A 24,019-nucleotide genomic window follows, 5' to 3' on the forward strand; every position below is an offset into this window, starting at 1 on the left:
CACTGCATACCTATCTGACTCACCCCACTCGCCGCTGCACACCCCTACCTCTCCACCCGCCGAACAAGGTGCCACCGCATGCATCAACTAATCCTCGGCGGCGCTCGCTCCGGCAAAAGCCGCCTGGCCGAAAAACTCGCCAGCGACAGCACCTTGCCCGTCATCTATATCGCCACCAGCCAGCCGCTGGATGGCGAGATGAGCGCACGCGTGGCGCATCACCGTGAGCGGCGTCCCGACCACTGGGGCCTGATTGAAGAACCCGTCGAATTGGCCCGCGTACTGCGCGAAAACGCCGCTGCCGGGCGTTGCCTGCTGGTGGACTGCCTGACCCTGTGGCTCACCAATCTGCTGATGCTCGATGACCCTGCGCGCCTGGCGCTGGAGCGTGATCAATTGCTGCAAACCCTGGCAGCACTGCCGGGAGAAATCATTTTTGTCAGCAACGAGACCGGAATGGGTGTCGTGCCGCTGGGCGAATTGACTCGCCGCTATGTGGATGAAGCCGGTTGGCTGCATCAAGCCTTGGCCGAGCGGTGTCAGCGTGTTGTCCTGACGGTTGCCGGCCTGCCCCTGACTTTGAAAGGTACTGCGTTATGACTGACACCTGGTGGCTCAACCCCTGCAAAGCCGTCGACACGGCGGCGCACGAACAAGCGCTGGCGCGCCAGCAACAGCTGACTAAACCGGCCGGTTCGCTCGGCCAATTGGAAGCGGTGGCAGTGCAACTGGCCGGTCTGCAAGGCCAGGTCAAACCATTGGTAGACCAAGTGTGGATCGCCATTTTTGCCGGTGACCATGGCGTCGTCGCAGAAGGCGTGTCGGCGTTTCCCCAGGAAGTGACCGGGCAGATGCTGCACAACTTCGTCACTGGCGGCGCAGCCATCAGTGTGTTGGCGCGCCAGTTGGATGCGCAGCTGGAAGTGGTCGACCTCGGCACGGTGACGCCCTCGCTGAACCTGCCCGGTGTGCGTCACCTGAACATCGGCGCGGGCACGGCGAATTTCGTCAACGGCCCGGCCATGACTGAAGCTCAGGGCCGGCTGGCGCTGCAAGCCGGTCGCGATAGCGCACGCCGTGCATTGGAACGCGGCGCCCAGCTGTTTATCGGTGGTGAAATGGGCATCGGCAATACCACCGCCGCCAGTGCCTTGGCGTGCGCGCTGCTCGACTGCAAGGTCAGCGACCTCACAGGCCCGGGCACCGGTTTGAACGCCCAAGGTGTCAGCCACAAAGTGGCAGTTATCGAGCGCGCACTGGCGCTGCATGCCGGGCAGCGCAATGACGCATTGCACACCCTGTTCAACCTCGGCGGGTTTGAAATCGCCGCGCTGGTCGGCGCCTATCTGGCCTGCGCGCAAGCAGGCATCGTCGTGCTGGTGGACGGGTTTATCTGCACCGTCGCCGCACTGGTCGCCACGCGCCTGAACCCGGCCTGCCGCGAATGGCTGGTGTTCGGCCACGGTGGCGCCGAGCCGGGCCATCGTCACGTACTGCAACACCTTAACGCCGAACCCTTGTTGCAACTCGGCCTGCGTCTGGGCGAGGGCAGTGGTGCGGCGCTGGCGGTGCCGTTGCTGCGCCTGGCGTGTGCGCTGCACGGGCAGATGGCGACATTCGCCGAAGCGGCCGTGGCAGACCGCCCGGCATGACCTTGCACCTGGACCTGTTGCGCCACGGCGAAACCGAGCTGGGTGGCGGTCTGCGCGGCAGCCTCGACGACGCCTTGACCGACAAGGGTTGGGCACAGATGCGCGCCGCCGTCGCAGAGCAGGGGCCCTGGGACCGGCTGATCAGTTCGCCGTTGCAACGTTGCGCGCTATTCGCCCAAGAGTTGGGCGCACGCCTCGATGTGCCGGTGAGCCTGGAAAAAGACCTACAGGAATTGCACTTCGGCGCCTGGGAAGGGCATAGCGCAGCGGCGCTGATGGAAACCGACGCTGAAGGGCTCGGCCTGTTCTGGGCCGACCCCTACAGCTTCACGCCGCCTGAGGGTGAGCCGGTCAGCGACTTTTCCCGCCGTGTCCTCGGCGCCGTCTCACGCTTGCATCAGGCCTACGCCGGTGAGCGCGTGTTGCTGATCAGCCACGGTGGCGTGATGCGTCTGCTCTTGGCGCAGGCGCGAGGTTTGCCGCGCGAGCAGCTATTGAATGTCGAGGTCGGCCATGGCGGGCTGTTCAGCCTGCACGTGGCTGCCGATGGCGTATTGAAGGAAGGAACCTGACGATGCTGCCGTTCTGGATTGCCCTGCAATTTCTCAGCAGCTTGCCGATTCGTTTGCCGGGCATGCCGCAACCTCAGGAGCTGGGGCGTTCGCTGCTGTTTTATCCCGTGGTCGGGCTGTTGTTCGGCCTGCTGTTATGGGCGCTGAACAGCGTATTGATGGGCGCGCCGTTGTTGCTGCATGCGGCCCTATTGCTGACGGCGTGGGTGTTGCTTAGCGGTGGTTTGCACCTGGACGGCCTGGCGGACAGCGCCGATGCCTGGCTCGGGGGTTTCGGCGACCGCGAGCGCACCCTGACTATCATGAAAGACCCGCGTAGCGGGCCGATTGCGGTGGTCACCCTGGGCTTGGTGCTGTTGCTCAAGTTCACCGCGCTGGTGGCGTTGATCGAGCAACATAATGGCGCGGCATTGATCCTGGCGCCGTTGATCGGGCGGGCGTCGATGCTGGCGCTGTTCCTTACCACGCGCTATGTGCGTGCAGGCGGTTTGGGCCAAGCGTTGTCAGACCATTTACCGCGGGTTGTCGGCCAACAGGTGCTGATCCTCAGTGGCCTGGCCTGCATCCTGATCGGCGGTTTCAGTGGCGGCATGGCTGTTCTGACGGCGGCGCTGTGTTTTATCGGCCTGCGCCAACTGATGGTCAACCGGCTGGGTGGCACGACGGGCGACACTGCTGGCGCACTCCTGGAACTGCTGGAAGTCGCGGTGTTGATCGGTTTGGCTCTGTAACACTTTCTTGCATTTCCTTAATCGCGGGTATATACACGTTCGATGCTTGCCTCCCAATGTTTATGCACCAACCTGCGACGTGCCGCCCGTGGCGTCAGCAGGCATTACGACGGCGCTCTCGACGGCTTCGGGATCAACGTCGCTCAGTATTCTTTGCTGTGCAACTTACAGCGTCTCGACCAACCGAGCATTTCCAGCCTGGCCGAAGCCATGGGCCTGGATCGCAGCACCTTGGGCCGCAACTTGCGCGTGCTGGAGGGCGAAGGTTTGGTACAACTCGTCGAAGGCGATGACTTGCGCAACCGCTTGGTGCTGTTGACGCAAGCCGGCGAAGAGCGGCTGGCTGCGGCGTTGCCGGCGTGGGAAGCGGCGCAGCAAAAATTGATTGATCAGTTAGGCGCCGAAAAGCGCGAAACCTTGTTGGCCTTGCTGGATGAACTCGCCTGAGCGCGGGTTTGTTCGACTACAAGCGGGTATATACCCGCGAGCGGAGAATAAGAACATGACCTCGATGTGGCGCACCAGTGGTTGGATCCTTGTGGGGAGTGCGCTGATCCTGGCGTTGTCCTTGGGCGTGCGGCATGGCTTTGGCCTGTTCCTGGCGCCGATGAGCAACGAATTTGGCTGGGGGCGCGAGACGTTTGCCTTCGCCATCGCCCTGCAGAACCTGATCTGGGGCCTGGCGCAGCCGTTTACCGGCGCCCTGGCCGATCGTTTTGGTGCGACCAAGGCGGTGTTTGTCGGCGGTGTACTGTACGCCGTGGGCCTGGTGTTGATGGGCATGTCCGATTCGGCGTGGTCATTGTCGCTGAGTGCGGGCTTGCTGATTGGCATCGGCCTGTCGGGCACCTCGTTTTCGGTAATTCTCGGCGTGGTGGGCCGCGCCGTACCGCCGGAAAAACGCAGCATGGCCATGGGCATCGCCAGCGCCGCAGGCTCTTTCGGCCAGTTCGCTATGGTGCCCGGCACCTTGGGTTTGATCGGCTGGCTGGGCTGGTCGGCGGCCCTGTTGGCGCTGGGCCTGATGGTGGCGCTGATTCTGCCGCTGGTGGCGATGCTCAAGGACAAGCCGCTGCCGGTGGTGACTGGCCAGCAAACCTTGCGCGAAGCCTTGAAGGAAGCCTGTTCCCATTCCGGCTTCTGGTTGCTGGCATTCGGCTTTTTTGTGTGCGGTTTCCAGGTGGTGTTTATCGGCGTGCACCTGCCGGCGTATCTGGTCGACCAGCATTTGCCGGCCACGGTGGGCACTACGGTGCTGGCCTTGATCGGTCTGTTTAATGTATTCGGCACCTACACCGCCGGCTGGCTTGGCGGGCGCATGTCCAAACCACGCCTGCTCACCGGCCTGTACCTGCTGCGTGCGGTGGTCATCGTGTTGTTCCTGTGGGCGCCGGTCACCGAAGTCACGGCTTACCTGTTTGGCATGGCCATGGGCTTTTTGTGGCTGTCCACGGTGCCGCTGACCAACGGCACCGTCGCAACCTTGTTTGGTGTGCGCAACCTGTCGATGCTTGGTGGGATCGTGTTCCTGTTCCACCAACTCGGCTCGTTCCTCGGCGGCTGGTTGGGCGGGGTGGTCTATGATCGAACCGGCAACTACGATTTGATCTGGCAGGTGGCGATTCTGCTGAGCCTGCTTGCCGCCGCGCTGAACTGGCCGGTGCGCGAGCGGCCGGTGGCGCGCCTGCAGGCGCAGATGGAGGCGGCATGAGTGTGACGGTACGGTGTTTGACGGTGGCAGCGCTGGTCGTGCTGGTCGTGCTGATGCTGCTGGCCTGGTGGGGCTGGCAGCGCGGTGGGCTGGCATTGATGCAACTGGGTATGTCGATCTGTTAAGTTCGTGTTCTGAAAATGTTAAGGACTCACGACATGCAGATGCGCTGGCTTGCAGTACCCGTCCTGATGGCCATTGGCAGTGTTGCTATGGCCGCCAATTGCCCGCCGTTGCTTGAGGGCCAATTGCCCAAGCTGCGCGCCAAGGAATCCATCGATTTGTGCCAGCGCTTCGCCGGCAAACCCCTGGTGATCGTCAACACCGCCAGCTTCTGCGGGTTCGCGCCACAGTTCAAAGGCCTCGAAGCCTTGTACCAGCGCTACAAGGGCCAGGGTCTGGAAGTGATTGGCGTGCCATCCGATGACTTCAAACAGGAAGCCAAGACCGGTGAAGAGACCGCCAAGGTTTGTTACGTGAATTACGGCGTGACCTTCACCATGACCGAACCGCAAAAAGTCAAAGGGCCGGACGCGGTACACCTGTTCAAGGTCCTGGCGCAGCAGACCAGCGCGCCGAAATGGAATTTCTACAAGTACGTGGTCGACCGCCAAGGCAAGGTCATTGCCAACTTCTCCAGTCTGACCAAGCCGGACAGCCCGGACCTGATCAAGGCAGTGGAAGAAGCATTGGCTTCCAAACCTTGATCGTCGGCGATTAAAAAGCCCCGCCTCCTGTGCAGGAGAGCGGGGCTTTTTTAGATTCAACTGGCGAGCCGGTCAGGCTCGCGGTGAATCAGAACTTGTAAGTCGCACCCAGGCCGTAACCCCAAGCGCTGTTTTTGTACTCGGCGTTGTAGGCGTTGCCCTTGCCGGTACGGTTGACGTTGACTTCTTCTTCCCACAAGTAGGAGACGGCAGCGTCGATCGTCCAGTCTTCGGTTGGGCTGAAGCCGGCACCAAAACTGACGGCCTTACGGTCGCCAGTCGGGATACGCACCGAACGGTCAGTGTTGTTGGTAGGCGATTGGTCGACCGAGAAACCGGTACGCAGTACCCACTGTTTGTTGACCTGGAACGAAGCACCGATGGCCGAGGCCCAGGTGTCATGCCAGTCTTGTGGCTCGTTGATGCGACCGATCGGGCCAGCCGCGCCACCCAGTGCAGGCGAAACGCCCGAGTTGTTGACGGTGATTTCTTTCAGGCGGCTCCAACGGGTCCATGTGGTACCCGCATACAACGTCCATTGGTCATCCAGCTTGTGGGTGATGGACATGTCGTAGGATTCTGGTGTGGTGATGTTCAACTTGGCGTCAAAACGACCGCCGTTGAAAGGACCAAAGCCCAGGCCGGAAATATCGGTGTGACCGGTGAGGTTGTAGGACACCTTGGAGGTGTACGTCAGGCCGATGTTGGTGCTCGCCCATGGCGTTACCAGGATACCGACTTTGTAGCCCCACGCGGTGTCATCACCCTTGATGTCCACCAGGCCATCATTGCGGCCAAAGGTTTGCGCCAGCGGCGTCGACGAGGTCAGGTTACCGCTGATCTTGTTGAACGTCGGGCCGATACCCACGGACACGTATTCGTTGAACGCGTAGCTGACAGTCGGCTGGATGGTGACGACTTTAACGTCACTCTTCTTGCCGTAGTAACGGCCGCCGAAGCTGTCTTCGTAGTTGGTGATCAGGCCGAACGGCGCATACACGCCCAGGCCGAACGCCAAGTCATCGGTGGCTTTTTTCACGGCAAACAACATCGGGACTTTGGTAAAAGGAACCATGTCGCCGTCGTTGCTGCTGCCGGGTGGGCCACCGCTGGTGTTTTTGATATCGGTCTTGGCGTCGATAGCTGCAACGCCGGCAGTGATTTGATCGCGCTTGAGGCGCGACATGCCGGCAGGGTTGCCTGCGACAGTACTTGCATCATCGGCAGATGAAGAGCGCCCCGCAAAACCAGTACCCATCCCACTGATGCTTTGCTCGTTGAGGGCAAAGCCGCTCGCGAACAGTTGGGTGGAGGCCATTGCAACGGCGAGGCTAAGTGTGGTCTTGAGCATTACTTTTTTCATTATTAGAACTCCGTGGTGATCACCGCTGCGGAAAGTAACAATAAATTTAGGTTAGCGCTATAGGCTGTAATGCAGGAGATAGAGCGGTTTTGTAGGACAATCCGACCAAAATCAACGTATTTAGCCGAATCTTGCAAAACGCCTGATCAACAAGTGACCTGATTCATGGGTGAAACACAGGTTTGCCAGGCTTGGGTAAAATCCCGCAGCCGACCTTGTGGGTGAAAAATTTCTTTCCAGATACGCGCCATCGCCAGTACATCGCCCGGCGCCGGCAGGGCAGGCCGGTGTTGCTCCACCAGCAGCCAGGCAATGGCGGTGGCGTAACGCAGGTTGACGGTCAGCTCAAGCTGGGGCGCACTGAGGAATGCATGCTGGCTGGCCAGCCCGCGTACCAGGCTGGCGCGCTCGGGGTCGCGCGCCAGGTAGTGGTCCCAAAGGGCGCGGTGGCGCGGCTCGGTGATGCTGTACAGGCCGTGGCCACGCCGGTCATGCAGCGCCGAGCCGAGTTCCGACTGGCTGGCCGCAATGCCCAGCAGCAGGGCTTCGGCTGTCGCGTCATGGCGGCCGAGGTAGATCAACGTCGGCCGGATCACATAACGACACAATTCGCTGGCGGCGATACCCATACAAGCCTCGGTCCATGAAAGTGGTCGACGGTGCCTGAGAGGGGGCTTGGCAGCTATGAATCGGATCTCAGGCCCGTCGCAAGCGGATCATGCCGCTTGAGTTGAAGTGTAGTGTCATATTCACGATGTAAAGGACTGTTTTTAAAACATCTTCTTCATTTAGTTATAACGTTTATATCTATTTGAACTTAGCAAAAATGTTTCAACGGCGAATTTCAGGCAATAAAAAACCCTGCTTTTTAAACAGGGTTTTTGTGTTTCAGCGACTCGGGTCGATCAGGCAGTCAGTGCCTGACGGGTACGCTCGATCACGGCCTGCAGCGGTTCTGCGCTGGAGTATTGATCGGGGTACAGGCGTTCGCTGTGACGAGCGATGCCGTGTTCGTTGACCAGGGTGAAGCTGAAGCAGCCTTTGCGAGCGGCCATGATCAGGCAGTTCATTGGTGCAAAAGCGTTGGTGAGGGTGCGAATGGCATCCTGAGTGTGGATTTGAGTGTTCATATTATTGGTGTTCCTACAAATGACACGGATAAGAACCGTGCAGCGTTAAAACGTTCCAGTAACGTTGATCACCATTGATCAAACGAAGAGCCCGACTGGAACAAAGCAGCCAGTTTGAAGCGCTATTAAGTTGGCGCGCTTGGGCTGGCAGGTAGGTACTTAGGAGGGCAGGCAACACAACAGGGGCAAAGGTTCTGGGCCCGGGGTGAAGATCCTGATCAATTTGCAGGTTGGTTCGGTCAGAGTATTGAGACTTCGCGACACCCTTTGCATGTTCAAAGGCTGTGTCGTCGCAAGTGATACCTGGAAACCATCGAGGTGGTCGCTCCCGTGTTGTTCAGGGGATTGGTTCGACCAGAATTGACTTTCAGCTTGGTACTAACGCCGCGGATAGTAACGGATCGAAACCGGGAAGGGAAGCGGCTAAGCAAAAAAGTTTCTTCAGCCGCCGAGCAGGCCACGATAGACCAGCACCGTTGCGGCTGCCGCCAGTGAGCAACCCAGCCCGTAGGCGGCGAGGGTCAGGCGCCAGGAGCGGCCGGCCTCGATCGCCTTCATCACGTCGCGCATGTCATTGATCCGGCCGTCTCCCAGCTCGATGCACAGGCTGACGGCAGTAAAGGCCGCCGATACCAGGATGGCGATGGCGAACAACGCCCCGTCAGGCGAGGGCAGTGCTGCATTGATGCCCAGTGAGGTCGCGCAGATGGCGAGCAGCAACACGGCAAACAACAGGATTCCTTTCATCAGCGCCTACAGGAGGGTTACGTCGATGGGGCATGAGTGTGGCGAGCCGAGGCGGATTTGAAAAGTACTCTGTTCCTGCAGGTCGGTAACATTTTCGAACAGGTTGAAGCAAAAAACCTCGGTGATATAACCGGCGGGTGGGTACTTGTGCACATTAGTTGCGCGGTGTGTAACCACTCTGTCAACTGCCCGAAAGCGCCGTTGTTTGCCTGTAACGAAAATTTAAGTCAATGAAAAACATCACTTTTTTTTATTGGTGAAAAAATCGTCAGTTTGACTGCGGCCCCCGTTTCATGGGCCTTTGCGCGGGTTCAAGGTGGGTTGTCCACTGAGTTATCCACAGCTTCTGTGGATTGTCCCGAGCGCTTGCTCTAGAACGGGCATGTAGGATTTTTCCAGCTTTACCTGCGCGAAAAAAAGAGTAGAGTGGCGCGCCTTCCGATCTGTCCCGCAGTGCTTTATGAAGTTTCGCTCAGTATCACCTTCTGTTACCGATACCCCTCAAACTGTTACCGCACCCAAGCGCTTTTCCTTGAAAGTTGCCTTGTGGCTGCTCGACAGCCCGCGACTGGGGCACAACGTCAACGTCAAGCACTTCGCCGGGCGCTTGCTCAAGCAGCCGGCCCGCGATGGCGTCGTTGCCGCCCAAAGCCGGCTGGGCCAGTTAATGTGCCGCGAGTGCGGCAACGCCCGCGACCGCCGCATCGGCCATGACCTGCTGCGCCTGGCCGCCCGCGCCGGCGACCGCCGCGCCCTGCGCGAGTTGGGGCAGGTCGAAGACTGAGCTGTCCTCAAGCCCCTGGCTTGGTTAACCTTGCTCCTTTTCGGTGATGGCAGAAATGGCTATGGTTTTTGACTGGACCAGTATTGCCTTGGGTCTGGCGGGTGCAGCGGTGCCTTTATTGGCCCTGTGCTGGCAGATTCAACGACGACTGACCGCGCGCATGACCGGCTGGGAGTTGCTCGAAGAGCGCCTGGCGACCGCGCAACTGGCCCAGGAAGGGCTGGCCGCGCAACTGGACGCCAGCCGCGATGAAATCAGCGACCTCAGCCAAGCCAATGCCGCGAAACAGGCCGACCTGGCCGCCATGCGCCGCGAAGTCGAACTGCTGCAAATCGACCGCGATAATGCCCGCGACGCCGCACACGCCTGGAACCTCGACCGCGGCGCCAAGGAGACCGAGCTGCGCCGCCTCGATGCGCTGTCAGCCGCCTTGCGCGCCGAACTGCGCGAGCAACAGGACAGCCATCAACAGCGCCTCACCGACCTGCAAGGTTCGCGCGATGAGCTGCGCGCGCAGTTTGCCGAGCTTGCCGGAAAGATCTTCGATGAGCGCGAGCAGCGTTTCGCCGAAACCAGCCAGGAACGCCTGGGCCAATTGCTTGACCCACTGAAGGAGCGCATCCAGTCCTTCGAAAAACGTGTGGAAGAAAGCTATCAGAACGAAGCCCGCGAGCGTTTTTCCCTGGCCAAAGAGCTTGAGCGTCTGCAGCAATTGAACCTTCGCCTGTCGGACGAAGCCACCAACCTGACCCGCGCCCTCAAGGGCCAGAAAACCCAGGGTAACTGGGGTGAACTGATTCTTGAGCGGGTGTTGGAGCATGCCGGGCTGGAGAAGGGCCGCGAGTACCAGACCCAGGTGAGCCTCAAAGGGCCGGATGGTGAGCGCTTCCAGCCGGATGTGCTGATCATGTTGCCGGGCGACAAGCAGGTGGTGGTCGACTCCAAGGTCAGCCTCACGGCTTATCAGCAATACGTGGCGGCGGATGATGAGGTGATCGGCCAGGCGGCCCTCAAGCAGCATGTATTGTCCCTGCGTAACCACGTCAAAGGCTTGGCCGGTAAGGATTACAAGCGACTGGAAGGCCTGCACAGCCTGGATTTCGTGTTGCTGTTCGTGCCGATTGAGGCGGCTTTTTCCGCCGCCTTGCAGGCTGAGCCGAACCTGTTCCAGGAGGCGTTCGACCGCCATATCGTGATTGTCAGCCCCACCACCTTGCTCGCCACCCTGCGGGTGATCGACAGCCTGTGGAAGCAAGAGCGTCAGAGCCAGAACGCGCGGGAAATTGCCGAACGGGCCGGCTGGCTGTATGACAAATTCGTGCTGTTCATCCAGGACCTGGATGAAGTGGGCAACCGTCTGCAACAGTTGGATAAGGCTTACAGCGCGGCGCGTAACAAGCTCACAGATGGGCGTGGGAATCTGGTCAGCCGTACCGAGCAATTACGCTTGCTGGGCGCGCGTGCGAGCAAAAGCCTGCCGGCGGATTTGCTCGAACGCGCAATGACCGATTCCGACGGCGTGGCGCATCTGCCTGAGTAATGCACGTTCAAATGTGGGAGCTGGCTTGTCGAATCGTCGCACCGCTGCGATGGCATCAACTCGGTGAACCTGATGTACCGAGGTGTCTGCATCGCAGGCAAGCCAGCTCCCACAGGGTACCGAGTACACGCTGTTTAAAGCGGCAAATGCCGACTCAACAACGCCCGCAACGCCGCCGGTTTCACTGGCTTGGCCAAGTAATCCAAGCCCGCCGCATGCACCTCGGCGACCATCTCCGGTCGCCCATCGGCACTGATCACCACCCCGGGAATCGGCTCCGCTAACTGCGCCCGCAGCCAGCCCATCAGCTCCGTGCCCGTCTCGCCGTGGTCCAGGTGGTAATCCACCAACGCCAACTGCGGTCGCACACCTTCAGCCAGCAGTGCCGCGCATTGCGCCTGGTCGGTGGCGGTCCACACCTCGCAGCCCCAGCGCGTCAGCAGGCTGCGCATGCCGATCAGGATGCTTTCTTCGTTGTCCACGCACAGCACCTGCGCGCCGCTTAATGGCAGCCCATTGTCTTGTGCGATCTTGACCTGCGGGCTGGCCTGGTTGCGCGCCAGCGGCACGCGCACGCTGAACACGCTGCCTTGGCCCGGCCACGAGCGCACGCTCAACGTATGCCCGAGCACGCGGCACAGGCCGTCAGCGATTGCCAGGCCCAGGCCCAGGCCTTTCTCGGCGCGGGTCTGGTGGCTGTCCAGGCGCTTGAACTCTTCGAAGATGACCTTCTGTTTATCCAGCGGAATGCCAGGGCCACGGTCCCACACTTCCAGGCACAGTTCGCCCTTACGCCTGCGCACGCCCAGTAACACGGGGCCGTCGGCATAGCGGAACGCGTTAGTGAGAAAGTTCTGCAGAATCCGCCTGAGCAACTTGATGTCGCTGTCCACCCGCAACCGGCTGCCGCGCAGACGGAAACGCAAGCCCTGCTCCTGAGCCAGCGCCTTGAATTCGGCGCCGAGGGTGTCGAACAGCTCGTTGAGCACAAAGGGTTGGCGCTGCGGATTGATCTTGCCGTTTTCCAGGCGGGAGATATCCAGCAAATCGCTGATCAAGTCTTCGGCCGAGCGCAGCGAGCTGTCCAAGTGCTGCACCAATTGCCGGGCGTCGGCAGACAGACCGTCGTGCTGGTGGGAGAGGGCAGCCGAGAACAGGCGTGCGGCATTCAAGGGTTGCATCAGGTCGTGACTGACCGCCGCAAGGAAGCGGGTCTTTGACTGGCTGGCGGATTCGGCCACGCCCTTGGCGTCGGTCAATGCGACATTGAGCTGGGACAGCTCATGGGTGCGCTCGGTCACCCGTTGCTCAAGGCCTTCGTTGGCTTCGGTCAGCGCCTGCTCGGCCTCCCGGAACGCAGTGATGTCGGTAAAGCTCATGACAAACCCACCGCCGGGCATCGGGTTGCCGATCAGCTCAATCACGCGGCCATTCGGGAATAACCGTTCGGAGGTGTGCGCGCGACCTTGGCGCATCCAGTGCAGGCGGCGCGCTACGTGCACTTGAGCCTCACCCGGTCCGCACAGGCCGCGCTCGGCGTTGTAGCGAATGATGTCGGCAATCGGCCGGCCCACGCTGATCAGGCCTTCGGGGTAGTTGAACAGTTCCAGATAGCGGCGGTTCCAGGCCACCAACTTGAGGGACTGGTCGACCACACTGATGCCCTGGGTGATGTTTTCGATCGCGCCTTGCAGCAACGCGCGGTTGAACTGCAACACCTCGGAGGCTTCATCGGCGATGCGTACTACGTCCTCCAGCTGCATCTCCCGGCCTTCAATCGCGGCTTTTACCACTGCGCGTGTCGAAGAAGCGCCGAGCACGCCGGCCAGCAAGCGTTCGGTGTGGGCGATCCAGTCGTTATCTGCGTTCTGGTTCGGGTTAAAGCCTTTGCCTTGGCGATAGGCGAAACGGATAAAGCTCTGCTGGGCGCGTTCCTCGCCGACAAAACGTGCCGCGAGGCTGAGCAGGTCACTGATCTGCACCGACAGCATCGAGCGCGCATTGGCGCGCTGACTGATTTCCTGGCCAATAAAGCGTCCGGCCTGCCAATGCTCGGACACCCGTGTGCGCGACAGCATCGACACCCACACGAACAGCGTGAAGTTGCCCGCCAGGGAAAACACAGTGCCCAAGGTCAACGAGGTGACAGTGAAACCAAAGGGGTGCGAATGCATCCACGTCAGGCCGGGGAAAAGGCTCAACGACCAGCCCAGGCTTTTCGCCGTCACCGGTAGGACCAAGGTGTAGAACCACAGGAAGGTGCCCGCCGCCAAGCCGGCAAACACACCGCGTCGGTTGGCCTGCTTCCAATACAGCGCGCCAAGCATCGCGGGCGCCAGTTGGGTAACGGCGGCGAACGCGATCTGGCCGATGGTCGCCAGGCTCGCGCTGGAGCCGAGCAGGCGGTAACTCACGTAAGCCAGCAACAGGATGATCACAATGCTCACGCGGCGCACCGACAGCATCCAGTGGCGGAACACTTCGAACGGCCGCTCGGCACTGGAGCGGCGCAACAGCCACGGCAACAACATGTCGTTGGAGACCATGGTCGACAAGGCAATGCTCGCCACAATCACCATGCCGGTCGCCGCCGAGGCGCCGCCGATAAACGCCAGCACGGCAAGGGCCGGGTGCGCTTCGGCCATGGGCAGGCTGATCACGTAGGAATCCGGCAATACCGAGGCGGGCAAGAGCATTTTGCCGCCGAGGGCGATAGGGATGACGAACAGCGCGGCAAGGATCAGGTACGCGGGGAACACCCACTTGGCCAGGCGCAAGTCCTGCGGGTCGATGTTCTCCACCACGGTGACGTGAAACTGCCGGGGCAGGCAGATGATCGCCATCATCGCTACGCCGGTCTGCACCACCATCGATGGCCAGTTGATGGTTTCTGTCCAGTATTCTTCAAGGCGCGGGGCGAGCATGGCCTGGCTGAACAGATCGCCAAAACCATCGTACAGGCCGAAGGTCACGAATGCGCCGACTGCCAGAAAGGCGAACAGCTTGACCAGGGATTCAAACGCAATCGCCAGCACCATGCCTCGGTGGTGTTCGGTGGCGTCGAGGTTGCGGGTACCGAACACAATGGTGAACAGCGCCAATACCAGCGACACGATCAATGCGGTGTCCTGGGCGCGGGTGCCGGTGGTGTCGGGGCCGGAGCCGATCAACAGGTTCACGCCCAGCACGATGCCTTTGAGTTGCAGGGCGATATAGGGCAGCACGCCGACCAGGCAGATCAGCGCCACCACCACGGCCAGGGATTGGGATTTACCGTAGCGAGCGGCGATAAAGTCGGCAATGGAGGTGATGTTTTCCTGCTTGCTGATCAGAATCATCTTCTGCAGCACCCAAGGTGCCAGCACCAGCAGCAGAACAGGTCCCAGGTAGATCGGTAAAAAGGCCCACAACTGCTCGGCGGCCTGGCCTACGGCGCCGAAGAAGGTCCAACTGGTGCAGTAAACGGCCAGCGACAGGCTGTATACCCACGCACGCATTCGCGGCGGCAGCGGCGCGTGGCGGCGATCACCGTAAAAGGCGATGGCGAACATAATGGCCATATAGGCCAGGGCAACGGCGGCGATCAGCCCGCTGGACAGCGTCATGGTAACTCCGAGCATAAGAACACCCGGGCATTCCGAGCCCGGTGGGACAGTCTCGCATGATGCTGGGGGTTAGTCAGTGTCGACCAAGGTCGTGTGAGGGCGCGCGCGGGGTGGGGTGTACATATCCGTTGCTGCGGTAACGGCGGCTTAGGGTTCCGCTCTTACAGCGGGTCACTTTTGTAAAGACACAAAAGTAACCAAAAAGTCTTCGCCCCAACACTCGGTGCCTCGCTTAGGCTCGGCATGCCCGCAATCCGCCAGTGATTTGGGGGGCCGCCGCGATGGGCCATCCTTGGCCCAGCGCGGCTAAACCGGCATCCCTGCCGGTTTACCCCCCAAATCACTGTCAGATTCCGGCCATCGTGTTTGACGGGGCGATTTCAGATCAAGATCACGATCAAAAGCGCAGATCAAAAGACCGCTGACTTCGTCATCGAAAAGGATGTAAGAGCAACAGCAACAGCAAATCCATACTCGGTCTAATGTGGGAGCTGGCTTGCCTGCGATGGCATCAACTCGGTGTGCCTGATGTACTGAGGTGTCTGCATCGCAGGCAAGCCAGCTCCCACAGAAAAGCAGTTCTTCAGTTTATTCAGATAGGCTTTTGCTTTGCACTTGATCTGGCTCTTGCTTCAACCACTCAGGTCGGCTTTCAGGCCGCCGTGCTGTAGATTTTGATCTTGAGAGGACCTTTTGGTTACTTTTGACTGGGCCGGCATTCCGGTCCTTGCAAAAGTGACCCGCTGTAAGAGCGGAACCAATAGCAGCCATCACCCAAATAACGGATATACACACTCACCGCCGCGGCAAGGTCTTCTGGCGCAAAATATAAATCGTCACCAACACCGCACTGATCAGCATAAAACCACGTGCCCAAGGCAGCGGCACCAAGTAGCAGGAAAACCCAATACTCAGCCACATCAACCCAATGGCATACACCTTGCCCTTGAGCGGAATACCATTGCCATCCAGATAGTCACGAATCCACGGCCCCAGGCGCGGATGTTCCACCAACCATTGGTAGAAACGCGGGGAGCTTCGAGCGAAGCAGGCGGCGGCGAGCAGGAGGAAGGGGGTGGTCGGCAATACCGGCAGGAAAATCCCAATCACACCCAGCGCTACGCTCAGCCAGCCGATGGCCAGCAGCACGTAGCGCAGGAGCAGTGAGCGGTTGCCCATGGGCGTCATGGGCAAACGACTCAGTGGTGACGTGGCTTGAGGATCGCCGGTTTTTCGTCAGGTGCGTTGCACAGCAGGTACAAGGCGGTGAGGGCTTCCGGGATTTGTACGATCATGTCGTCCATCAGGTTGGCATCGGCGGCGATGTCGGAAAATTCCGGCTGGTCGTCGAACAGGCCTGAACCGACCATGATTGGCAGCAGCATTTCGCTGACTTCTTCCTCGGCAGTTTCGAACCAGGCGGCTTCGCGCAGGAATACACCTTCCATGAAGCCGATGCACCAGCCGCGCAGGTCGGAGTCATCCGGCTCCTCGCCCAGGTCCAGCTCGCATGGCAGCTCGAATTCCTCATCGGAAGCCAGCTGGCGACCAATGTGGGCCTTGAGGGCCAGCAGGGTCGATTCGATTTCTTCGCGTTGGGCGGCGTCGGCGTAGTGCGGTTCTTCGGCGAACAGCGCGTCGATCCATTCACGGTCGGGCACGACGTCGGCGCAGATCGACAGGGCGGTCAGGTAGCCGTGAGCGGCCACGTAGTCCAGCGCCTCGTCATGCAGCTCATCGGCGTCGAGGAAGGCTTGCAGGCGGGTTAGTTGCTCAGCGAAGGACATTGAAGGGCTACCTTGGGAATAAACGATGCTGAATTCTAGGCTTTCTTGAGCGCCCAGGCCAGCTGCAAGGCATATTTGCCGGGTTTTAGAGCGTGATGACTATTCGTCAGTGACGCCCTTTGCAGGGTAACGCTCGGGTATACTGCCGCGTTTTGTGATGCCCCTGCAGGCTAAGCGCCAAGTCGCGAAAACTTCGCTTACGGATTATTTCCCATGAAGCGGTATTTTTTCGGCCAGCCTGTACAGAGGGATTTCGGCACCATTTTGGAGTTTTACATGCTCGAGCAGGCTCAACGCGTCCTCAAGGACATCTTCGGCTACGACAGTTTTCGTGGCCGCCAGGGTGCGATCATTGAGCGCGTGGCCAGTGGTGGTGATGCCCTGGTCCTGATGCCTACCGGTGGCGGCAAGTCGCTGTGCTTCCAGGTGCCTGCGCTGTTGCGCAATGGCTTGGCCGTGGTGGTGTCGCCGCTGATCGCGTTGATGGACGATCAGGTCGCCACCCTAGAAGAACTCGGTGTCGCCGCCGCCGCCTTGAACTCCACCTTGAGTGCCGAACAGCAGCGCGAGCTGGCTGCGCGCATCAAGCGCGGTGAAGTGAAGATGCTCTACCTGGCGCCTGAACGGCTGGTGCAGCCACGCATGCTGGCCTTCCTGCAAAGTCTGGAAATTGCGCTGTTCGCCATCGACGAAGCCCACTGCGTGTCGCAATGGGGCCACGATTTCCGTCGCGAATACCTGCAACTGGGGCAACTGGCGGAATTGTTCCCCGACGTGCCGCGCATCGCCCTGACCGCCACCGCCGACAAGCGCACCCGCGAAGAAATCGTCGAACGCCTGCATCTGCAGAACGCCGAACGCTTCCTGTCGAGCTTCGACCGGCCGAATATTTTTTACCGCATCGTGCCCAAGGAACAGCCGCGCAAGCAGTTGCTGGCGTTCCTGTCCGAGCGGCGCAGTGACGCTGGTATCGTGTATTGCCTGTCGCGCAAGAAGGTCGATGAAGTGGCGGCATTTCTCTGCGAGCAAGGCTACCCGGCGCTGCCGTATCACGCGGGCCTGCCCAATGACACGCGCTCTGCCCACCAGAAGCGCTTCCTCAACGAGGAAGGCCTGATCATGGTGGCGACCATCGCGTTCGGCATGGGTATCGACAAATCCAACGTGCGCTTTGTTGCGCATATGGACCTGCCAAAATCCCTTGAGGCCTACTACCAGGAAACCGGTCGCGCCGGCCGTGATGGCCTGCCGGCGGATGCCTGGATGGTCTACGGCCTGCAAGACGTGGTGATGCTCAAGCAGATGCTGCAGAACTCCGAAGGTGACGAGCGCCACAAGCGCCTGGAGCAACACAAGCTCGATGCCATGCTCTCGCTGTGCGAAGAGACCCGCTGCCGCCGGCAGACGCTACTCGCCTATTTCGACGAGGACATGCCCGAGCCATGCGGCCACTGTGACAATTGCACCGATGGCGTGCAGACCTGGGACGCTACCGAACCGGCACGCCAGGCGCTGTCGACGATCTACCGCACCGGCCAGCGCTACGGCGTGGGGCATCTGGTGGACGTATTGCTGGGCAAGGACAACGAGAAAGTGCGCAGCTTCGGCCACGAAAAACTCTCGGTCTACGGCGTCGGCAAGGCACGCGCCGAAGGCGAATGGCGTTCGTTGTTCCGCCAGATGGTTGCGCGCAACCTGGTGGACATCGACATTGAAGGTTACGGCGGCTTGCGCCTGAACGACAGTTGCCGACCCTTGCTCAAGGGCGAGGTGAGCCTGGAGCTGCGCCGCGACCTTAAGCCGCAGACCACTGCCAAAAGCAGCAGCAGCACCAGCCCGGCCAGCCAACTGGTACGTGGTGAAGAACGCGAGCAGTGGGAAGCCTTGCGCACCCTGCGGCGCAAGCTGGCGCAGGAACACAGTGTGCCGCCTTACGTCATCTTCCCCGACTCCACCTTGCTGGAGATGCTGCGCGAGCAGCCGACCAGCATGGCCGAGATGGCCAAGGTCAGCGGCGTCGGTGCGCGCAAGCTGGAACGCTATGGCCAGGCCTTCCTCGAAGTGCTCGGCGGCCAGGTCGAAGCGCCCAAGGAAGTTGCCGACATCCGCCACGAACTGATCAGCCTGGCACGTGCCGGCATGACCCCGATCCAGATCGCCGGTCAGCTGCAATGCTCGGAGAAAAACGTCTACACCTTGCTGGCCGAATCCATCGGCAAACAGCAGTTGTCGTTGGAGCAGGCCCTTGATTTACCGGAAGATCTGCTCGGTGAAATCCAGGATGCCTTCCTCGACGGAGAAGGCGAATTGCCACCTGTCACGGAGATCGCACCGCTGTTTACCGGGCGTGTTACTGAGGGTGTTTTGTATTGCGTACGGGCCGCTTTGCAGTCGGAATTCGAAATTTAGTGTGCCAATTACGACAATGTAACGAATCAGTACATAGCACCACTTGCCTCCTGGCATGGCTCATGCTTAGCTGACTAATAATTAGCCACATTTTATTTTCAGTCTAAACCATGAGTTTTTTATGCCGTTAACCGAACAACACCGCTTTGGCATGCAGTTGGCGCAAATGTCCCGAGGCTGGCGCGCTGAACTGGACCGCCGTTTGGCGGGGCTGGGTTTGTCTCAGGCGCGTTGGCTGGTGCTGTTGCACCTGGCCCGTTTTGTCGATGCACCTACTCAGCGTGAATTGGCGCAAAGCGTCGGTGTGGAAGGCCCGACCCTGGCACGCCTGCTCGACAGCCTTGAAGGCCAGGGCCTGGTGCAGCGCCAGGCGGTGCTGGAAGACCGTCGCGCCAAACGCATCCTGCTGTGCGACACCGCCCGCCCGTTGATCGATCAGATCGAAACCATCGCCACGGCCTTGCGCCATGAGTTGTTTGTGGGCGTGGATGAAGAAGACTTGCGTGTGTGCATGCGCGTGCATGGCCACATTCTGTCGAACCTGGAAAAGTCCTGAGGCGGACCCATTTAGTGGCAAGCGGGCTTGTTGTGGCGAGGGAGCTTGCTCCCGCTGGGCTGCGTAGCAGCCCCAAAGCTATCAACCTCGTTGCACCTGAATGATCGCATTCACCGCATTGGGGGCGCGTCGCACCCCAGCGGGAGCAAGCTCCCTCGCCACAGTAAGCCAGGCATCCAGCTAGAACGTCTGCCCCAGGTTCAGGTACACCGCCTGCTGCTTGTCATCATTGAACCCATAGCTGAAGTTCAGCGGCCCTAACGGCGTATCAAAGCCCAGGAAAACACTCGCGGCATTGATATACCCGCTGTCGAACTGATTGTCGTTGTTCCAGGCCCGGCCGCGCTCCAACGAGGCGCCGAGGTACAGCGGGAAATCCAGCGGCAGGTACGAGCGCGGTGTCAGCCTGCGGTAGTACACAGCGCGCATCAGCGCGATGTTCTGGCCCGAGATTGAGTCTTCGCGAAAGCCTGATAATTGCCGCGCACCGCCGAGCAGGAAGCTGGAGACCACCACGTCGGATTTATCCAGCGTGCGCCCATATCGACCGCCGAGTATCAAGGTGTCCGGGCCGTGGCTCATGGCCTTGTCCAGCTTGAACTCCCATTGTCGGTAGCGCTGGTCCGAACCCAGGCCGGGCTCGAACTCGCGATAGGCCAGGCCGATGTCTTCACCGGAATGGGGGAAGTACACGTTATCCAGCGAATCGAACGAGTACTTGAGCTCATAGAAACCCTCGCTGAAGCTCACACTCGGCAAGTCGCGCTCGCCAACACGTACATCCGCCTTGCCCCACGCCTCACCGACGCCGAAGCGGATCTCGCCGCTGTTGCCGATCTGGCGCCCCACATTCAAACCAAAACCGTAGCGCTCCAGGCGGTATTCGGCGATAGGGTCGCTGTCCAGCACCAGGTCAACGTTCTGCGCCTGGGCACTGATATAGGGCGCCACGAAGTAGCGTGAACCCACATCCAGTGGCTGGTAGAACTCGCTGTACAGCTCTTGGCGATCACCAATCTGCACGCGCGTCAGCCACTCGGCGCCGAGGCGATTGATACCGTTCATGCGGTAACTGGCACCCAGGTTGTAGGCGCTTTCACCGCGCATGTCATCCGACAGGCTCAGGCCCAGGCGCAAATAGTCGGTGCCGCTGCGTTTGCCACGTGCGCTGATGACCAGGGTGTTGTCCTGGCCCTTTTTCACCACGCGGTATTGCACCTGCTCGAAGTAATCCAGGCCGTACAACGTGCCCATGTCGGTTTGCAGGCGGCCCAGGTTCAGCGGCTCGCCCAGGGTTTGGCGGATGTAGTAGCGAATCACGTCGTCACTGACTTTCGAGTCGTTCTCTACCTTGATGGCGGTGATCACCGGCGTGCGTTCACCTGGGGTGCGGGCCTCCACCAGTTGCGGGTCGATCGGTTCGGCGGGGCGCAGGTGCGCCAGGCGCACGTCGAGGGCGCGGGTGGCGCGGTAGCCGGCGTCGATCATGTCCTTTGCGCGGCCAAAGTCCGTCACACCGTAGGCGGCCAGGGGTGGCTGGATCAGCACATCCTTGGGGTGCAGGGCCTTGAGTTGTTCTTCGGAGTTGCGCCGGGTCATCAGGGTGATGGACTGGTTAAGCACGTCCACCACCGTCGCCAATTGCTTGCGTGTGCGCAGCGGCGTGCCGATGTCCACGACGATGGCGATATCCACGCCCATTTCGCGTGCCACATCCAGTGGGATGTTGTCGGTCATGCCGCCGTCCACCAATAGCCGTCCGTCCAGCTCCACCGGAGCGAACACCGCCGGGATCGACATGCTCGCACGGATCACCTGGGGCAAGTGGCCCTTGCTGAACACCACTTTTTCGCCGGTGGTGATGTCGGTGGCCACGGCGCGGAACGGGATTGGCAGCTTGTCGAAGTTACGCGTATTGCTGGAGTGGGCGAACATGCTTTCCAGCAGCAGCGCCAGGTTCTGGCCCTGGATCACGCCGAGCGGCAGGCCGAGGCTGCCGTCATCGCGGAAGCTGAGCTTTTGTTTGACGAGGAAATCGCGGTCATCCTGTTTGCGTCGAAACGGCACGTCTTCGCGCGGTGGGGCATCGGACAGCGCCTGTTGCCAGTCGATATTCAGCGCGAGCTTTTCCAGTTCATCGATCTTGTAGCCCGAGGCGTACAGGCCGCCGATCACCGCGCCCATGCTGGTGCCGGCGATCGCATCGATCTGGATACCTTGCTCCTCCAGCGCCTTGAGCACCCCGATATGCGCAAGGCCACGGGCGGCACCGCCGGACAGTACCAGGCCGATCTTGGGGCGTGGGCTTTCGACGGCATCGGCGATCAGGGGAAGCAAGCACAGAAACAGGCAGGACAACAGGCGGCGCATCATGAATCTCGAGGCTGGGCGATAAAGGCCGGTATTATAGTCACTCGATCGTCCGTGCCCGTTATGTCAGGAACTTCTCAAATTATGTCTGCCAGCAAACCCGAGGTCGTCATCACCTATTGCACCCAATGCCAATGGCTGTTGCGCGCCGCGTGGCTGGCCCAGGAATTGTTGAGTACGTTTGCCGATGACCTGGGCCGCGTGGCGCTGGAACCAGCCACCGGCGGGGCGTTTCGGATCACCTGCGACGGTGTGCAGATCTGGGAGCGCAAGGCCGACGGCGGCTTTCCGGAGGCCAAGGTGCTCAAGCAGCGCGTGCGCGATCAGATCGACCCGCAGCGCGATTTGGGGCACAACGAGCGCAAGGTCTGAAGGCTACGCGGTGGCTGCCGGCTGTTTGGCCTGGCTGGCACTGCCCATCAAGCCTGAGAGCACGATGGCGACGATGATCAGCGCGCCGCCCAGCAGCATGCGCAAGGTCGGGGTTTCGGCGAACAGCAGCCAGGCCACGGTGATGCCGTAGACCGGCTCCATGGCGAACACCACCGAGGCGGTGCGCGCCTTGATCACCGCGAGGCTGGCGACAAACAGACTGTGCGCCAGGCCGGTACAGAACACCCCGAGCAGTCCGATCCACAGCCAGTCAATCGCGCGTACATCCGCCAGTCCCGGCGCCGCCACTGGCAGCAGGCACGCCGCGACCACCACGTTCTGGCACAGCGCGGCCTGCACCGCCGGAATGCGCCCGGAGCTGGCGCGGTTGTTCAGCGACAGCAGCGAGAACAACAGGCCCGAAAGAATCCCCCACAACAGGCCTCCCGTGGCTTGGCTGGCGAGGTCGAAGTCTGGCGTCACCAGCACCAGGCCCACTGTGACCAGCGCCACCAACAGCACTTCGTTGGCGCGAATGCGCTCCCGGAAGATCAGCCCTTCAAGTATCACGGTAAAGGCCGGGAATGCGGTAAAGCCCAGGGTTGCGACGGCGACGCCGGCGACTTTGACGGCGATGAAGAAGGTCACCCAATGCGCCGCCAGCAGGACGCCGCTGACGACGAGGCGGCGCCAGTCGCGCATCTCGAGGGGTTTCCAGGTGGTGTTGCTGGCGAATCGCGCAAAGATCGCCAGGGCGATCACGGCAAAAGCGGCACGGCCAAATACGATGATGGCCGGCGAGGCGGCCGCCAGCTTGCCGAAGACACCGGTGAGACCAAACATCAGTGCGCCGATATGCAGGGCGCCAAGGGCTGAGCGGGGAGTCATTGCGATCCTTGAACCAACGGGGGTGACAGAATCGCAGTCTAGAGGGTCGAGGGCGCCGGTGTCTGTCGCGGGCCTCGCGAATCTTAGCGCCAGGCTCTCACCAAGATCATCCCTTTGGGCGACGAATTACCTGTGGCGAGCAGGCTTGCCCTGCGTTGGGTTGCGAAGCGAGCCCAAAAAATGGGACCACTGCGCAGTCCAGCGCCGGGCAAGTCCGCTCGCCACAGTGACGGTGTTCGCTGTTGGGATCAGCCGCCCGGGCGGTCAGAGTTGACGCTTACGGTGAGCGGCGTAAGGCGCCGGGGGAGGCGCCAAATTCACGCAACATGGCGGCAGAGAAGGCACTTTGCGAGGCGTAACCGACGCGTTCGGCAATTTCGCCAACGGGCAGCGGCGTCTCGCGCAAGAGTTTCAACGCCATGTGCAGGCGACGGCTACGCAGGTAGTCCATCGGTGTTTGCCCGCACTCGGCCATAAAGCGTGCATGCAGGCGCGCTACCGAGAGATCGGCGATACGTGCCAGGTCGGCAACTTGCAACGGGCGCGCAGCATGGCGTTCGATGTGCGCATTGAGCGCCGCATACGGCAAACGCTTGCCCGGTATCGGTTGGGCCTGCGGATGATTGAGACTGGCCAGCAGCAACACTGCGCCTTGTTGAGCGATCAGCGCGTCGTCCACCGGGCTGTGTGCCAGCCATTGCACCAACTGGCTTTGCCGCGCGTCCAGTGTCAGTCGCGCCGGTTGATCGAGCAGGCGGCGGCTAGTGTCGGCGTGTTCGCCCAACGACTGCGCCACCCAATGCTCGTCGGGCACGTCCAGCACCAGGCAGCGGCTGCCGTCGCGGCTGCCGCAGACGTGGTGGGCCGAGAAGGGCAGCACCATTACGCTGCTGGCGTGCACCTGGCTGCCGAGGCCATCGACTTCCAGGTCCAGATGACCCGACAGCCCAAACACCAGTTGGGCGTGGTCATGGCTGTGGGCAAGCGGCTCTTCAATGTAGTGGCGCAGCGTGAGGGTCGGTCTCATCGCGGTCTCCTGGGCAGCAGGCCTGCAGTCTACAACGCTTCAAGGGTTGCGAGCGCTGTCATCAGACT

General features: G+C 60.9%; 23 protein-coding genes. 13 read left to right on the forward strand and 10 right to left on the reverse strand.

Annotated elements, in window-relative coordinates:
- The first annotated feature begins 78 nt into the window (after positions 1-78).
- From cobU to P5706_RS09005, 8 genes are all read left to right on the forward strand, one after another.
- On the forward strand, positions 79-600 hold the full coding sequence (gene cobU / locus P5706_RS08970; protein WP_200431877.1) for a bifunctional adenosylcobinamide kinase/adenosylcobinamide-phosphate guanylyltransferase: 522 nt from the start codon (positions 79-81) through the stop codon (positions 598-600).
- Positions 597-1,652, forward strand: coding sequence for a nicotinate-nucleotide--dimethylbenzimidazole phosphoribosyltransferase (gene cobT, locus P5706_RS08975; protein ID WP_285679032.1), 1,056 nt, complete (start codon positions 597-599; stop codon positions 1,650-1,652). The genes cobU and cobT overlap by 4 nt, the downstream gene beginning before the upstream one ends.
- A complete protein-coding gene (cobC, locus tag P5706_RS08980) occupies positions 1,649-2,224 on the forward strand; it encodes an alpha-ribazole phosphatase family protein (protein ID WP_285679033.1) in 576 nt (191 codons plus the stop codon). Before cobT ends, cobC begins: the two co-directional genes overlap by 4 nt.
- A gap of 2 nt (positions 2,225-2,226) precedes the next feature.
- On the forward strand, positions 2,227-2,955 hold the full coding sequence (locus P5706_RS08985) for an adenosylcobinamide-GDP ribazoletransferase (protein ID WP_200431874.1): 729 nt from the start codon (positions 2,227-2,229) through the stop codon (positions 2,953-2,955).
- 42 nt (positions 2,956-2,997) lie between these two features.
- Entirely contained in the window at positions 2,998-3,402 is a 405-nt protein-coding gene (locus P5706_RS08990; RefSeq protein WP_016972443.1) for a MarR family winged helix-turn-helix transcriptional regulator, read from the forward strand.
- 64 nt (positions 3,403-3,466) lie between these two features.
- Entirely contained in the window at positions 3,467-4,666 is a 1,200-nt protein-coding gene (locus P5706_RS08995; protein ID WP_178076253.1) for an MFS transporter, read from the forward strand.
- Entirely contained in the window at positions 4,663-4,791 is a 129-nt protein-coding gene (locus P5706_RS09000) for a hypothetical protein (RefSeq protein ID WP_285679034.1), read from the forward strand. The genes P5706_RS08995 and P5706_RS09000 overlap by 4 nt, the downstream gene beginning before the upstream one ends.
- Positions 4,792-4,824: 33 nt before the next feature.
- On the forward strand, positions 4,825-5,373 hold the full coding sequence (locus P5706_RS09005) for a glutathione peroxidase (RefSeq protein ID WP_236370772.1): 549 nt from the start codon (positions 4,825-4,827) through the stop codon (positions 5,371-5,373).
- A gap of 88 nt (positions 5,374-5,461) precedes the next feature.
- Here P5706_RS09005 and P5706_RS09010 read toward each other — a convergent pair whose 3' ends face one another.
- The 4 genes from P5706_RS09010 to P5706_RS09025 all read right to left on the reverse strand — a co-directional run bounded on the left by P5706_RS09010 (position 5,462) and on the right by P5706_RS09025 (position 8,613).
- Positions 5,462-6,736, reverse strand: a complete 1,275-nt coding sequence (locus tag P5706_RS09010) for an OmpP1/FadL family transporter (protein ID WP_200431872.1) — start codon at positions 6,734-6,736, stop codon at positions 5,462-5,464.
- 146 nt (positions 6,737-6,882) lie between these two features.
- Complete coding sequence (locus P5706_RS09015; protein WP_200431871.1) at positions 6,883-7,365, reverse strand: hypothetical protein; 483 nt, start codon at positions 7,363-7,365, stop codon at positions 6,883-6,885.
- 276 nt (positions 7,366-7,641) lie between these two features.
- Positions 7,642-7,866 (reverse strand): hypothetical protein, encoded by a 225-nt coding sequence (locus P5706_RS09020; RefSeq protein WP_016972449.1) that lies wholly within the window; start codon positions 7,864-7,866, stop codon positions 7,642-7,644.
- Positions 7,867-8,307: 441 nt separating this feature from the next.
- Positions 8,308-8,613, reverse strand: coding sequence for a hypothetical protein (locus P5706_RS09025; RefSeq protein WP_200431870.1), 306 nt, complete (start codon positions 8,611-8,613; stop codon positions 8,308-8,310).
- 460 nt (positions 8,614-9,073) lie between these two features.
- On the opposite strand from P5706_RS09025, the gene P5706_RS09030 reads away from it, so the two are divergent.
- Together P5706_RS09030 and P5706_RS09035 are read left to right on the forward strand one after the other, a co-directional pair.
- Positions 9,074-9,397 (forward strand): SEL1-like repeat protein, encoded by a 324-nt coding sequence (locus P5706_RS09030; RefSeq protein ID WP_200431869.1) that lies wholly within the window; start codon positions 9,074-9,076, stop codon positions 9,395-9,397.
- Positions 9,398-9,572: 175 nt separating this feature from the next.
- The gene (locus P5706_RS09035) at positions 9,573-10,937 is read left to right on the forward strand and encodes a DNA recombination protein RmuC (protein WP_285682681.1); all 1,365 of its coding nucleotides are present in this window, start codon (positions 9,573-9,575) and stop codon (positions 10,935-10,937) included.
- A gap of 134 nt (positions 10,938-11,071) precedes the next feature.
- On the opposite strand, the gene P5706_RS09040 is transcribed toward P5706_RS09035, so the two are convergent.
- From P5706_RS09040 to P5706_RS09050, 3 genes are all read right to left on the reverse strand, one after another.
- Complete coding sequence (locus P5706_RS09040; RefSeq protein ID WP_200431868.1) at positions 11,072-14,542, reverse strand: hybrid sensor histidine kinase/response regulator; 3,471 nt, start codon at positions 14,540-14,542, stop codon at positions 11,072-11,074.
- 795 nt (positions 14,543-15,337) lie between these two features.
- Entirely contained in the window at positions 15,338-15,730 is a 393-nt protein-coding gene (locus P5706_RS09045) for a YbaN family protein (protein ID WP_285679035.1), read from the reverse strand.
- An 11-nt stretch (positions 15,731-15,741) separates the two neighbouring features.
- Positions 15,742-16,329 carry a UPF0149 family protein gene (locus tag P5706_RS09050; RefSeq protein ID WP_017134909.1) on the reverse strand — a complete coding sequence of 196 codons (588 nt, stop codon included), beginning with the start codon at positions 16,327-16,329 and terminating at the stop codon, positions 15,742-15,744.
- 276 nt (positions 16,330-16,605) lie between these two features.
- Here P5706_RS09050 and recQ point away from each other — a divergent pair, with 276 nt between their 5' ends.
- Complete coding sequence (recQ, locus tag P5706_RS09055; RefSeq protein WP_285682683.1) at positions 16,606-18,738, forward strand: DNA helicase RecQ; 2,133 nt, start codon at positions 16,606-16,608, stop codon at positions 18,736-18,738.
- 121 nt (positions 18,739-18,859) lie between these two features.
- Positions 18,860-19,294, forward strand: coding sequence for a MarR family transcriptional regulator (locus P5706_RS09060; RefSeq protein ID WP_200433493.1), 435 nt, complete (start codon positions 18,860-18,862; stop codon positions 19,292-19,294).
- A gap of 180 nt (positions 19,295-19,474) precedes the next feature.
- Here the strand turns inward: P5706_RS09060 and P5706_RS09065 are convergent, their stop codons facing one another.
- Entirely contained in the window at positions 19,475-21,664 is a 2,190-nt protein-coding gene (locus tag P5706_RS09065) for a patatin-like phospholipase family protein (RefSeq protein WP_285682685.1), read from the reverse strand.
- 84 nt (positions 21,665-21,748) lie between these two features.
- Between P5706_RS09065 and P5706_RS09070 the strand changes: the two genes are divergently transcribed.
- A complete protein-coding gene (locus P5706_RS09070) occupies positions 21,749-22,036 on the forward strand; it encodes an Rdx family protein (RefSeq protein ID WP_200433494.1) in 288 nt (95 codons plus the stop codon).
- Between the two features lie 3 nt (positions 22,037-22,039).
- Here P5706_RS09070 and P5706_RS09075 read toward each other — a convergent pair whose 3' ends face one another.
- Positions 22,040-22,924: a DMT family transporter gene (locus P5706_RS09075; protein WP_285679036.1), complete on the reverse strand. Its 885-nt coding sequence runs from the start codon at positions 22,922-22,924 to the stop codon at positions 22,040-22,042.
- A 277-nt stretch (positions 22,925-23,201) separates the two neighbouring features.
- The gene (locus P5706_RS09080; protein WP_285679037.1) at positions 23,202-23,951 is read right to left on the reverse strand and encodes an AraC family transcriptional regulator; all 750 of its coding nucleotides are present in this window, start codon (positions 23,949-23,951) and stop codon (positions 23,202-23,204) included.
- Positions 23,952-24,019 lie beyond the last annotated feature (68 nt).

The organism is Pseudomonas sp. ChxA, assembly GCF_030263855.1.
In the GTDB taxonomy this organism is placed as follows: domain Bacteria; phylum Pseudomonadota; class Gammaproteobacteria; order Pseudomonadales; family Pseudomonadaceae; genus Aquipseudomonas; species Aquipseudomonas fluorescens_CB.